This window comes from Pseudomonas sp. 05N434, from assembly GCF_056396965.1.
In genome coordinates, this window is record NZ_JBFTMK010000068.1 from 1 (window position 1) to 12,776 (window position 12,776).

The window sequence follows — 12,776 nt, forward strand, 5'->3', positions numbered from 1 at the left end:
CAGGAAGACTACATGGACCTGCGGGTCGGCCTGGTCGACGGCGACGGTCGCTACACCGCCAAGTACCTGCCGGCCGTGTTGAGCCCGGCGCTGGACGAGTGGCTGCGTACGGCGATTCTCAAAGGTGCAGTGGATGAAGGTTTCTTCCAGTACCAGGGATCGCTGAACCATGGCGCCCCGGAAACGGCTCGCAGCATCAGCCTGTTTTTCAAGGTTCATGATGCCGAGCTGGCGTTTCAGCCGGGTTGGCCGCATGTCAGCAAGGTCAGCGGCGATGTATTCATTGAAGACAGCGGTGTGCGGATTCTCGCGAACAAGGGGCGATTGCTCGACACCCAGGTCAACGACGTCTACGTCAATATTCCCCATGTGCCTGCCGGACAGAATCCTCACCTGTTCCTCGATGGCGCGTTCGCCGGCGGGTTGGGCGATGGCCTGAAGATTCTGCAGGAAGCACCGATCGGCACAGCCGATACGTTCGCCGGCTGGGAGGGCGAGGGCGATCTGCAAGGCAAACTCAACCTGGATGTACCGCTGGTCAAAGGTGAGCAACCGAAAATCCTCGTCGACTTCAAGACCGACAAGGCCCGCTTGAAACTTCGCGAGCCCATCCTGGAACTGACACAACTCAAGGGCGACTTCCGCTTCGACAGCGCCAAGGGGTTGAGCGGACAGAAGATCACCGCGCGAGCGTTCGACAAGCCCGTGACCGCGCAGATTTTTGCCGATGGCAGTGCGGGCAAGCTCAACACTCGGGTCACCGCAGCGGGTCAGGTCGAGGTCAAGAAACTCACCGAGTGGCTAAACGTCACTCAGCCGCTACCGGTGTCTGGTGTGGTCCCTTATCAGCTGCAACTGAACCTTGATGGCGCCGACAGCCAATTGATAGTCAGCTCCGATCTCAAAGGCGTGGCGGTGGATTTGCCGGCGCCGTTCGGCGTGGCGGCGGATGTCGGCCGCGACACCGTGTTCCGCATGACCCTGCAAGGACCGGAGCGGCGTTACTGGGTCAACTACGGTGAGCTGGCGAACTTCACGTTTGCGGCCCCGGCTGGCAACTTCGTCGACGGTCGCGGTGAGTTGTTTCTCGGCGGTGGTGATGCTGTGCTGCCCGGCAACAAAGGCCTGCGCATACGCGGTGTACTGTCCGAGCTGGATGTGTCTCCCTGGCAGGATCTTGTCAGCAAGTATGCTGGCCAGGATCCAGGCGGCAGCGCCAAGCAATTGCTCAGCGGCGCGGATTTCAAGGTTGGCAAGCTCAGCGGTTTCGGCACCACCCTTGATGAGGCGTCGGTGCAGTTGACGCGCAAGCCGGCCGCCTGGGCACTGCAACTCGACAGTCAGCAGGCCAAGGGTACCGTCGGTATTCCCGATGCCAAAGCCACACCGATTGCGGTCAATCTGCAGTACGTACGTTTGCCGGCCCCAGACCCGACGGTGCTGGCCGACGAGAATTCGCCGGATCCGCTGGCCACCGTGGACCCGACGAAAATCCCGGCGCTGGATATCACCATCAATCAACTGTTCCAGGGCCAGGACCTGGTGGGCGCCTGGCTATTGAAAGTTCGCCCGACCGGCAAGGGTATCGCCCTCAACTCCCTGGATATGGGCCTCAAGGGCATCTACCTGCAGGGCAGCGGCGGTTGGGAAGGCGCGCCCGGCAATTCCAGCAGTTGGTACAAGGGCCGGGTCAGTGGCAAGAACCTTGCCGATGTGCTCAAGGGCTGGGGCTTTGCGCCGAGCGTTACCAGTGAAGAGTTTCACATGGATGTCGACGGTCGCTGGCCTGGCTCACCGGCGTGGCTGGCCACCAAGCGCTTCTCTGGCAGCCTCGATGCGTCGCTCAATAAAGGTCAGTTTGTTGAAGTCGAGGGCAGCGCCCAGGCTCTACGGGTATTTGGCCTGCTCAACTTCAACTCCATTGGCCGCCGCTTGCGCCTGGACTTTTCCGACCTGTTCGGCAAAGGCTTGAGCTATGACCGGGTCAAAGGGCTGTTGGTCGCGAGCAACGGGGTCTACGTGACCCGTGAGCCGATCCGGCTGACCGGCCCGTCGAGCAACCTGGAACTCAACGGCACCCTGGACCTGGTGGCTGATCAGGTCGATGCCAAGTTGCTGGTGACCTTGCCGGTGACCAACAATCTGCCGATTGCCGCGCTGATCGTCGGTGCGCCAGCCGTAGGTGGGGCGCTGTTCCTGATCGATAAGTTGATCGGTGACCGCGTGGCGCGCTTTGCCAGCGTCAGATACACGGTCAAAGGTCCGTGGAAAGAGCCGAAAATCACCTACGACAAGCCTTTTTGAAAAGCCACTTTCCAAGCCTATGGAGTAGCATGGCCGTAAGTCCCCTGCAGGAGCTGCCGCAGGCGGCTCCTACAGGTATGTGTTGATTCCAGATAAGGAAATGGCCATGTCTGTAGCAGTCATTCAAATGGTCAGCCAGAGCGACGTGCTGGCCAACCTGTCCCAGGCCCGTCGTCTGCTTGAGCAGGCGGCGTCCGGTGGCGCGCGGCTTGCCGTGCTGCCGGAAAACTTCGCTGCCATGGGCCGTCGCGACATTGCCGACATTGGCCGCGCCGAAGCGCTGGGCGAAGGCCCGATCCTGCCGTGGTTGAAACAGACCGCCCGCGACCTCAAGTTATGGATAGTGGCCGGCACGTTGCCGTTGCCGCCGGCGGATGAACCGATGGCCAAAGCGCATGCATGCTCGTTACTGGTGGATGACCAGGGCGAGACCGTGGCGCGGTACGACAAGCTGCACCTGTTCGACGTGGACGTGGCGGACAATCGCGGGCGTTATCGCGAATCCGATGACTATGCTTATGGCAGTGGCGTGGTGGTTGCCGATACGCCGGTCGGTCGAGTCGGCCTGACGGTGTGTTACGACTTGCGCTTCCCGGAGCTGTACAGCGAATTGCGTGCTGCCGGCGCGGAATTGATTACCGCCCCGTCGGCCTTTACCGCGGTGACCGGCGCGGCCCATTGGGACGTGCTGATTCGCGCGCGGGCCATCGAGACTCAATGTTACGTGCTCGCGGCCGCCCAGGGTGGCACTCATCCGGGACCGCGAGAAACCTTTGGTCATGCCGCGATAATCGATCCATGGGGGCGCGTGCTGGCACAACAGGATCAGGGCGAGGCCGTGCTGCTGGCCGAACGCGACAGCCGCGAACAGGCGGCCATCAGGGCGCGGATGCCGGTGTCCACTCACCGGCGCTTTTTCTCGCAGGGCGCTCAGCGACCTGCATCAGAACGACGAATTTAAGGCGTAAAGCATATGAGCGAGTTGTTGTCCTCTGTCAGTGAACACCTCCTGGCGCCCGGCGGCGTAACGATCGAGAGCCTGCAGGGTGTGCTCGGCGATCTGGCCGGCCCGGGCATCGATGCCGCCGACCTGTATTTCCAGGGGCAGATTTCCGAGTCCTGGGCGCTGGAAGACGGGATCGTCAAGGAAGGCAGCTTCAACCTCGACCAGGGTGTCGGCGTGCGTGCGCAATCGGGTGAAAAAACCGGTTTCGCCTACAGCAATGCGATCACCCTCGAAGCGCTGGGCGCAGCGGCCCGTGCGGCCCGTTCGATCTCCCGGGCCGGGCAGAATGGCACCGTGCAGGCGTTCACTACCCAGGATGTCGCTCAGTTGTACGGGCCGGACAACCCGCTGGAAGTAATGACCCGCGCCGAGAAAGTCGAGCTGCTCAAGCGCATCGACGTGGCGACCCGCGCCCTCGACCCGCGTATTCAGCAAGTCACCGTGAGCATGGCCGKGGTCTGGGAGCGGATTCTGATCGCCTCCACCGATGGCGGCCTGGCGGCAGATGTGCGGCCGCTGGTGCGTTTCAACGTCAGCGTGATCGTCGAGCAGAACGGTCGTCGTGAGCGCGGCGGCCATGGCGGTGGCGGTCGTACCGACTACCGCTATTTCCTCAGCGAAGACCGCGCCATGGGTTATGCCCGTGAAGCGTTGCGTCAGGCACTGGTGAATCTGGAAGCCATCCCGGCGCCGGCCGGTACGTTGCCGGTGGTGTTGGGTTCGGGTTGGTCCGGCGTGTTGCTGCACGAAGCCGTCGGTCACGGTCTGGAAGGCGATTTCAACCGCAAGGGCAGTTCGGCCTACAGCGGGCGCATGGGCGAGATGGTTRCATCGAAGCTTTGTACCATCGTCGATGACGGCACCCTCGCCGGCCGCCGAGGTTCGCTGAGCGTCGACGACGAAGGCACGCCGACCGAGTGCACCACGCTGATCGAAAACGGCGTGCTCAAGGGTTATATGCAGGACAAGCTCAACGCGCGCCTGATGGGCGTGGCCCGCACCGGCAACGGTCGTCGCGAATCCTACGCGCACCTGCCGATGCCGCGCATGACCAACACTTACATGCTCGGTGGCGAAAGCGACCCGGCGGAAATCATCGCCTCGGTGAAAAAAGGCATCTACTGCGCCAACCTCGGCGGCGGTCAGGTGGACATCACCAGTGGCAAGTTCGTGTTCTCCACCAGCGAGGCGTACCTGATCGAAGACGGCAAGATTACTGCACCGGTCAAAGGCGCGACGTTGATCGGCAACGGGCCGGAAGCCATGAGCCGGGTGTCGATGGTTGGTAATGATCTGGCGCTGGACAGCGGTGTGGGAACGTGTGGCAAGGATGGGCAGTCGGTGCCGGTGGGTGTCGGCCAGCCAACGCTGAAAATCGATGCGATCACCGTGGGTGGCACAGGATCGTAAGGGGCTCTTGAAAACGTGAAGCTTCGGGTGAGTTGCGAGGCAACTCACCCGATTCGGGACTTAACGCAAACCGCGTTGAGTCTCGTCCAACTCACGGATGTACTTGAAGATTTTACGGCTCGAAGCCGGTGGCTTGTTGGTCGCCAGTTCGTGCTGGGCCTGACGGATCAGGGAGCGCAATTGTTGACGATCGGCCTCGGGGTAATCGACGACGAACTTCTCCAGGACGGCGTCGTCGCCTGCGATCAAGCGATCGCGCCAGCGTTCCAGGCCGTGGAAACGTTCGTTGTACTGCCGGGTGGAGGCATCGAGTTGATCGAGCAGGGTGAGAATGGCGCCAGTGTCCTGATCGCGCATCAGCTTGCCGATAAACTGAAGGTGCCGTTTACGCGCGATGTTCGCGGTGTGCTTGGGCGCATCGGCCAGAGCCCGGCGCAAAGCGTCGGTCAACGGCAGTTTTGCCAGCAGGTCAGGCTTGAGTGTTGTAAGGCGCTCGCCGAGGTCAACCAGAGCATGCAGCTCGCGTTTGACCTGGGATTTGCTTTTTTCTCCCGTATCGAGGGAGTCGTCGTAAGAATCAACCATGGTGGCCGTCCGCAAAGAAACGCCGCCATGATAACCAGTCGGGGGCCGCTTGTCCGGCCCGGTCGCTCGATGACCGTTACCGAAAGCAGAATTTGAGTGGAGAACAGCATGAGTGCAGTTGAAAGCGTCGGCCCACAAGCGTTGCCGGCACTGCAAGAGCAAGTTGAGCAGATCATTGCTGAAGCCAAGCGCCAAGGCGCCAGTGCCTGTGAAGTGGCGGTGTCGCTGGAGCAGGGCCTGTCGACCACGGTGCGTCAGCGGGAAGTCGAAACCGTTGAGTTCAACCGCGACCAGGGCTTTGGCATCACCTTGTATGTAGGGCAGCGCAAAGGCTCGGCCAGCACCTCGGCCAGCGGTTCGGAAGCGATTCGCGAAACCGTCGCTGCTGCGCTGGCGATTGCCAAGCACACGTCCGAAGACGAAGCCGCAGGCTTGGCGGATGCCGCGCTGATGGCCAAGGAGCTGCAGGATTTCGACCTGTTCCACCAATGGAGTATCACACCGGAGCGAGCCATCGAGCAGGCCCTGGCCTGTGAAGCGGCGGCGTTTGCCGCCGACAGTCGGATCAAAAACGCCGACGGCACCACCCTCAGCACTCATCAGGGTTGCCGTGTGTACGGCAACAGCCACGGTTTTATCGGCGGTTACGCCTCGACCCGTCACAGCCTCAGCTGCGTGATGATCGCCGAAGCCGATGGCCAGATGCAGCGTGATTACTGGTACGACGTGAACCGGCAGGGCAATTTGTTGGCCAGCCCGGAGAGCATCGGCCAGCGTGCCGCGCAACGGGCGGCGAGCCGCTTGGGCGCACGCCCGGTACCGACCTGCGAAGTGCCGGTGCTGTTTTCTGCGGAACTGGCCGGCGGTTTGTTCGGCAGTTTCCTCTCGGCGATTTCCGGCGGCAGTCTGTATCGCAAGTCTTCGTTCCTCGAAGGCACGCTGGGGCAGAAACTGTTCCCGCAATGGCTGACCATCGATGAACGTCCGCACTTGATGCGCGCTTTGGGCAGCTCTGCCTTCGACGGCGATGGCCTGGCGACCTACGCCAAGCCGTTCGTGGAAAACGGCGAGCTGGTGTCCTACGTGCTTGGCACCTATTCCGGCCGCAAGCTGGGCATGCCGAGCACCRCGAATGCCGGCGGCGTGCACAACCTGTTCGTCACCCATGGCGACGAAGATCAGGCGGCCCTGTTGCGTCGCATGGGTCGTGGCCTGCTGGTCACTGAATTGATGGGGCAGGGCCTGAACATGGTCACCGGCGATTACTCCCGTGGCGCAGCGGGTTTCTGGGTCGAGAACGGCGAAATCCAGTTCGCGGTCCAGGAAGTGACTATTGCCGGCAACATGCGCGACATGTTCAAGCAGATCATTGCGGTCGGTAATGACCTGGAATTGCGCAGCAACATTCGCACAGGTTCGGTGTTGATCGAGCGGATGACGGTGGCAGGTAGTTAAGCTGCGGTTGCTGCACAAAAAAAATGCGCCACCCGATTGGGTGGCGCTTTTTTTTTTGGATCAAAATATCGCAGCTTCGTCAGCGCCTACGCATCTGTGGGCGCAACCGAAAGCCGAAATCCATTGATCTTTATTCGCCTTCGTCGAAGAAGTTGTTGATCAGCGCCACCAGTGCATCCATAGCTTCCTGCTCTTGTTCACCTTCGGTTTTCAGGTGGATTTTGGTGCCCTTGCCGGCTGCGAGCATCATCATGGCCATGATGCTTTTGCCATCGACCATCGTTTCCGGTGTACGGCCAGCTCTGATCTGGCAAGGGAACTGCCCGGCGACGCCAACGAATTTTGCAGACGCGCGGGCATGCAGGCCCAGCTTGTTGATGATTTCGATTTCCAGAGCAGGCATCGCGATGTGAATCCTTTAGCTGAGGTCGCGGTGGCGAACCTGGACGTTCTTCAGGGATTGTTGCAGGACCTGGCCCAGACGTTCGGTCAGGTAGACAGAGCGGTGATGCCCGCCGGTGCAGCCAATGGCAATGGTGACATAGGCGCGGTTGCTGGCGGCAAAGCGGGGCAGCCACTTGAGCAGGTAGGAGGAAATGTCCTGGAACATTTCCTCGACATCCGGCTGCGCCGCCAGGTAGTCGGCCACCGGTTGATCGAGCCCGGACTGTGCCCGCAGCTCCGGTTTCCAGTAAGGGTTAGGCAGGCAGCGCACGTCGAACACCAGATCGGCGTCCACCGGCATGCCACGCTTGAACCCGAAAGACTCCACCAGGAACGCAGTACCGGGCTCCGGCTGATTCAGCAGGCGCAGCTTGATGGTATCGCGCAGCTGATACAGGTTCAGATTGGTGGTGTTGACCTTGAGGTCGGCCAGGTCGGCGATCGGCCCCAGTAAATTGGTTTCGTCCTCTATCGCCTCCGCCAGCGAGCGATTGGCACTGCTCAGCGGGTGACGGCGGCGGGTTTCCGAAAATCGTTTGAGCAGGGTCTCTTCATCGGCGTCCAGATACAGCACATCGCACTGGATATGCCGGCTGCGGACTTCTTCCAGCAATTCGGGAAACCGTGACAGGTGGCTCGGCAAGTTGCGTGCATCGATGGACACGGCCACCAGCGGTTGTGCCAGTTCGGTGTGAATCAGTGCGCGTTCGGCCAGTTCCGGCAACAGACCGGCCGGCAGGTTGTCGATGCAGTAGTAGCCGTTGTCCTCGAGAACATCAAGGGCAGTGCTTTTACCTGAGCCGGAGCGGCCGCTGACGATGATCAGGCGCATGATTAGTGACCGTTTTGCTCGTCCAGGACAACCTGATACAAGGCTTCGTTGCTCGGGGCGCTGCGCAGTTTTTCACGCACTTCCTTGCGATCAAGCATGCTGGCGATCTGGCGCAGCAACTCCAGGTGCGCATCGGTGGCGGCTTCGGGGACCAGCAGTACAAACAGCAGGTCAACCGGGGCACCGTCGATGGCGTCGAAATCGATGGGTGCATCCAGGTGCATCAAGGCACTGATGGGCGATCCGCAGCCCTTGAGACGGCAGTGGGGGATGGCGATACCGTTGCCAAAGCCGGTGGAACCGAGTTTTTCACGGGCGACCAGACTCTCGAAGACATCCTGCATGGCCAGATCCGGCACTTCGCGATGGATGAGGTTGGCAATTTGCTCGAGGGCTTTCTTTTTACTGCCGCCCGGCACGTTCACCAGGGAACGGCCGGGGGTCAGGATGCTTTCAAGTCGGATCATGGGTTGGGAGTGTTAACGACCGGTCGCGCCCTGGAGGAGGCTCTGGGTCTTTTCCTTATGCTTTTTGAGTTGTTTATCCAGCTTGTCGGTCAGTGCGTCGATCGCTGCGTACATATCGGTATGTTCCGCGTTAGCGACCACCTCATTGCCGGGAATATGCAGCGTGGCTTCGATTTTCYGCTTGAGCTTCTCGACCGTCATCGTGACCTGCACGTTGGTGATCTTGTCGAAATGCCTCTCTAATCGTTCGAGTTTTTCGCCGATGTAGGTGCGAAGAGGTTCGGTCACTTCCAGTTGGTGTCCACTGATGTTGACTTGCATACAGCTTCTCCTTCGTTGCCAGTGCATAAAGCGGTAGATCCGATGATCTACCACTGGAACGCTGTGGCGTGGCTCTACATCAACCGCTTGCGTTCGCTCGAAGGCGCGATTCCCAGGGATTCGCGGTACTTGGCGACGGTGCGGCGAGCCACCTGAATGCCTTGTGCCTCCAGTAAACCAGCGATCTTGCTGTCACTCAACGGCTTTTTCTGATTTTCCGCGGCAACCAGTTTTTTGATGATCGCGCGGATCGCCGTAGACGAGCATTCACCGCCTTCGGAGGTGCTGACGTGGCTGGAAAAAAAGTATTTCAGTTCATAGATGCCCCGTGGGGTATGCATGAATTTTTGCGTGGTCACCCGTGAAATCGTCGATTCGTGCATGCCCACCGCTTCGGCGATGTCATGCAGCACCAACGGTTTCATGGCCTCGTCGCCGTACTCCAGGAAGCCGCGTTGATGCTCGACGATCTGGGTGGCCACTTTCATCAGGGTTTCGTTGCGGCTTTGCAGGCTCTTGATGAACCAGCGAGCCTCCTGCAGTTGATTACGCATGAAGGTGTTGTCAGCGCTGGTATCGGCGCGGCGTACGAAGCCGGCGTATTGGGCGTTGACCCGCAGGCGCGGCACCGACTCCTGGTTCAGTTCCACCAGCCAGCGCTCGTTGTCCTTGCGCACGATCACGTCGGGAACGACGTATTCGGCTTCGGTGGACTCGATTTGCGAACCCGGGCGCGGGTTGAGGCTCTGGACCAGTTCGATCACCTGGCGCAGTTCATCTTCCTTGAGCTTCATGCGGCGCATCAGCTGGCTGTAGTCGCGGCTGCCGAGCAAGTCGATGTAATCGGTGACCAGGCGCTTGGCCTCGGTCAGCCAAGGGGTCTTGGCGGGCAGTTGGCGCAGTTGCAGCAGCAGGCATTCACCGAGGTTGCGGGCGCCGATACCGGCGGGCTCGAATTGCTGGATGCGGTGCAGGACGGCTTCGATTTCGTCCAGTTCGATGTCCAGTTCCGGATCGAAGGCCTCGAGGATTTCCTCGAGGGTTTCGTCCAGATAGCCCTGATTGTTGATGCAGTCGATCAGGGTCACGGCGATCAGGCGATCGGTGTCGGACATCGGTGCCAGGTTCAGTTGCCAGAGCAAATGGCTTTGCAGGCTTTCACCGGCCGAAGTACGGGTGGTGAAATCCCACTCGTCGTCATCGTTGCTCGGCAGGCTGCTGGCGCTGGTCTGGTAGACGTCTTCCCAGGCGGTATCGACAGGCAATTCGTTGGGAATGCGCTCGTTCCAGTCGCCTTCCTCAAGGTTATCCACCGTCGGGGCGGTTTCCTGGTAGGAGGGTTCCTGAATGTCGGTGTTGGGTTGCTGTTCGGCTTTGTCGGCCAAGGGGTCTGCGTTATCGAAGTCGTCGCCTTCTTCCTGGCGTTCGAGCATCGGATTGGACTCCAGGGCCTCCTGGATTTCCTGTTGCAGGTCCAGGGTCGACAATTGGAGCAGGCGGATGGCCTGTTGCAGCTGCGGTGTCATCGTCAGCTGCTGGCCCATTCTCAAGACTAGCGATGGTTTCATGGCAGGGGCTTAACACCTTATTCGCCGGCGCACATGCGCCATCCACTACAGGGCGCCGAAGCGCCAAACATAAGCAAATTATATGCCTGAAACTGAAGTGTTTGCCTAGAGCGCTGTAACAATAAAAAACTATTGATTTTTTATTGATATGAGCACCAAGGCGACTGGCCAGGCACCTCAGCGCTTACAGGCGGAACTCATGGCCCAGATACACTTCCTTGACCAGTTCGTTGGCCAGGATGGTGGCGGAGTCGCCTTCAGCGATCAGCTGGCCATCGTTGACGATGTAGGCGGTTTCGCAGATGTCCAGGGTTTCACGGACGTTGTGGTCAGTGATCAGCACGCCAATGCCTTTGGCCTTGAGGTGGTGGATGATCTGCTTGATGTCGCCCACCGAGATCGGGTCCACGCCGGCGAAGGGTTCGTCGAGGAGGATGAATTTCGGGTTGGTGGCCAGTGCCCGGGCGATTTCCACCCGACGGCGTTCACCACCGGACAGGCTCATGCCAAGGCTGTCACGAATGTGGTGGATGTGAAATTCTTGCAGCAGGCTTTCCAGCTCTTTGCGGCGACCGGCCTTGTCGAGCTCCTTGCGGGTCTCGAGGATGGCCATGATATTGTCGGTCACCGACAGCTTGCGGAAGATCGACGCTTCTTGCGGAAGATAGCCGATACCGGCCTTCGCGCGACCGTGCATCGGCTGGTGGCTGACGTCCAGGTCATCGATCAGTACGCGACCCTGATCGGCCTGTACCAGACCCACGATCATGTAAAAACAGGTGGTTTTGCCGGCGCCGTTGGGGCCAAGCAGGCCGACGATCTGGCCGCTGTCGATGGACAGGCTGACGTCACGCACGACCTGGCGGCTCTTGTAGCTCTTGGCCAGATGCTGAGCTTTCAGAGTTGCCATTACTGGGTTTTCTCGTCGGTTTTCTTCTTCGGCTGGATCACCATGTCGATACGCGGACGTGTCTCGGTGACCTTGCTGCCCGTGGCGCGACCGGCGCTGGCGAGTTTCTTGATCGTGTCATAGACGATTTTTTCGCCCTGGGTGACGTTGTTGTCCTTGTCGACAACTTTGGCCTTGTCGATCAGTACGACGCGGTTTTGCGCGGCGTGATATTGGATGGTCACGCCCCAACCCTGAACAGGCTTGGTGTCGCCAGCGGTCTGCAGTTGCTCGAAGTAGGCGAGGTTGCCCACCGAGGTCACCACATCGATCTCGCCTGTTGGCGTGCGGGTGATGGTCACGGTGTTGCCCTTAACGATCATCGAGCCCTGAGTGATGATCACATCACCTTTATAGGTGGCAACACCGTTCTTGTCGTCCAGTTGGGCGTCGTCGGCCTGGATGCGGATAGGCTGCGCTTGATCGGTCGGCAGAGCCCAGGCGCTCACGCTTCCCAGTGCTGCGCTCAGACTGAGCAAAATAGGGAGGGTTTTAACGAGCCTCATACTGTCCTCTTACGTTCGATAGCAGGTGTATCCTGCTTTCTTTCAAGTACGCTTTCATTCCGTTGCCTGTCGATACACCGCCGGCGCCGTCGATTCTAACGGGTTGATCGGTCTGCGCATATTGCTGCTGCGGGAACACTGTCATACGGGTGGTGGTAATCAGGGTTTTACGGTTTTTTTCGTCGAAACGCGTGATACGTACCGAGTCGATCAGCTCGACCTGGGTGCCGTCCGGGTTGACTTCGCCGCGTTCGCTCTGGACGTGCCAAGGGAATTCGGTGCCACGAAACATGTTCAGGTCAGGGTTGGACAGCAACGTCACTTCCGTCGCCTTCAGGTGTTCGACCTTGTCGGACGTCATTTCATACTGCAGTTTGCCGTCCGGCAGGTACTGCACGCTGTGGGCGTTGGTTGCGTAATAGTCGATCATGGCTTCATCGACATGCGCCACTGGCTTGTCGAGGAAGCGTTCCGGGCTGATGTTCCAATAGCCGACCGCAGCGAATAGCGCCGCGATGCAACCGAATATCAGGATGTTGCGAATCTTTTTGCTCAGCATGATGGGCTCACAGGTACGCGGCGTTGGCCGCATCGAGGCGGCCCTGGGCGCGCAGGATCAATTCGCAGAATTCGCGCGCGGCACCCTCGCCGCCACGGGCCTGGGTGATGCCGTGGGCGTGTTCGCGCACGAAGCTGGCGGCGTTGGCCACGGCCATGCCCAGACCGACGCGGCGAATCACCGGCAGGTCCGGCAGGTCGTCGCCGAGGTAGGCCACTTGTTCATAGTTCAGGTTGAGTTGGGCAAGGAGCTCGTCGAGCACCACCAGTTTGTCTTCGCGACCCTGGTACAGGTGTGGAATGCCGAGGTTCCTGGCTCGTCGTTCGACCACCGGGGTCTTGCGTCCGCTGATGATAGCGGTCTGCACGCC

14 protein-coding genes are annotated in these 12,776 nt (G+C 60.1%); 4 read left to right on the forward strand and 10 right to left on the reverse strand.

All coding sequences use genetic code 11. The features are described 5' to 3' along the window. From AC1DLB_RS07075 to tldD, 3 genes are all read left to right on the forward strand, one after another. Window positions 1-2,304, forward strand: a 2,304-nt coding sequence (locus tag AC1DLB_RS07075; protein ID WP_477784794.1) for a YhdP family protein, incomplete at its 5' end; no start/stop codon positions are given. A 106-nt stretch (window positions 2,305-2,410) separates the two neighbouring features. Then, on the forward strand, window positions 2,411-3,265 hold the full coding sequence (locus AC1DLB_RS07080; RefSeq protein ID WP_064620308.1) for a carbon-nitrogen hydrolase family protein: 855 nt from the start codon (window positions 2,411-2,413) through the stop codon (window positions 3,263-3,265). A 12-nt stretch (window positions 3,266-3,277) separates the two neighbouring features. Beyond that, complete coding sequence (gene tldD, locus AC1DLB_RS07085) at window positions 3,278-4,720, forward strand: metalloprotease TldD (protein WP_477784795.1); 1,443 nt, start codon at window positions 3,278-3,280, stop codon at window positions 4,718-4,720. Window positions 4,721-4,780: 60 nt separating this feature from the next. On the opposite strand, the gene yjgA is transcribed toward tldD, so the two are convergent. Beyond that, entirely contained in the window at window positions 4,781-5,305 is a 525-nt protein-coding gene (yjgA, locus tag AC1DLB_RS07090) for a ribosome biogenesis factor YjgA (RefSeq protein WP_007941230.1), read from the reverse strand. Window positions 5,306-5,413: 108 nt separating this feature from the next. On the opposite strand from yjgA, the gene pmbA reads away from it, so the two are divergent. After that, window positions 5,414-6,760 (forward strand): metalloprotease PmbA, encoded by a 1,347-nt coding sequence (pmbA, locus tag AC1DLB_RS07095; RefSeq protein WP_477784796.1) that lies wholly within the window; start codon window positions 5,414-5,416, stop codon window positions 6,758-6,760. 130 nt (window positions 6,761-6,890) lie between these two features. On the opposite strand, the gene AC1DLB_RS07100 is transcribed toward pmbA, so the two are convergent. The 9 genes from AC1DLB_RS07100 to AC1DLB_RS07140 all read right to left on the reverse strand — a co-directional run. Next, a complete protein-coding gene (locus AC1DLB_RS07100) occupies window positions 6,891-7,163 on the reverse strand; it encodes an HPr family phosphocarrier protein (RefSeq protein WP_018927210.1) in 273 nt (90 codons plus the stop codon). 15 nt (window positions 7,164-7,178) lie between these two features. Further along, window positions 7,179-8,036 carry an RNase adapter RapZ gene (gene rapZ / locus AC1DLB_RS07105; protein ID WP_018927209.1) on the reverse strand — a complete coding sequence of 286 codons (858 nt, stop codon included), beginning with the start codon at window positions 8,034-8,036 and terminating at the stop codon, window positions 7,179-7,181. 2 nt (window positions 8,037-8,038) lie between these two features. Continuing rightward, on the reverse strand, window positions 8,039-8,503 hold the full coding sequence (gene ptsN / locus AC1DLB_RS07110) for a PTS IIA-like nitrogen regulatory protein PtsN (protein WP_018927208.1): 465 nt from the start codon (window positions 8,501-8,503) through the stop codon (window positions 8,039-8,041). Window positions 8,504-8,515: 12 nt separating this feature from the next. Beyond that, a complete protein-coding gene (gene hpf, locus AC1DLB_RS07115) occupies window positions 8,516-8,824 on the reverse strand; it encodes a ribosome hibernation-promoting factor, HPF/YfiA family (RefSeq protein ID WP_477784797.1) in 309 nt (102 codons plus the stop codon). A 74-nt stretch (window positions 8,825-8,898) separates the two neighbouring features. Continuing rightward, a complete protein-coding gene (locus AC1DLB_RS07120; RefSeq protein ID WP_064620307.1) occupies window positions 8,899-10,392 on the reverse strand; it encodes an RNA polymerase factor sigma-54 in 1,494 nt (497 codons plus the stop codon). A 184-nt stretch (window positions 10,393-10,576) separates the two neighbouring features. Further along, the gene (gene lptB, locus AC1DLB_RS07125; protein ID WP_018927206.1) at window positions 10,577-11,302 is read right to left on the reverse strand and encodes an LPS export ABC transporter ATP-binding protein; all 726 of its coding nucleotides are present in this window, start codon (window positions 11,300-11,302) and stop codon (window positions 10,577-10,579) included. Beyond that, entirely contained in the window at window positions 11,302-11,847 is a 546-nt protein-coding gene (lptA, locus tag AC1DLB_RS07130; RefSeq protein WP_064620302.1) for a lipopolysaccharide transport periplasmic protein LptA, read from the reverse strand. Before lptA ends, lptB begins: the two co-directional genes overlap by 1 nt. Next, window positions 11,834-12,406, reverse strand: a complete 573-nt coding sequence (lptC, locus tag AC1DLB_RS07135; RefSeq protein ID WP_019581167.1) for an LPS export ABC transporter periplasmic protein LptC — start codon at window positions 12,404-12,406, stop codon at window positions 11,834-11,836. Before lptC ends, lptA begins: the two co-directional genes overlap by 14 nt. A 7-nt stretch (window positions 12,407-12,413) precedes the next feature. Further along, a partial coding sequence (locus AC1DLB_RS07140) for a KdsC family phosphatase (protein ID WP_477784798.1) occupies window positions 12,414-12,776 on the reverse strand: 363 nt, incomplete at its 5' end.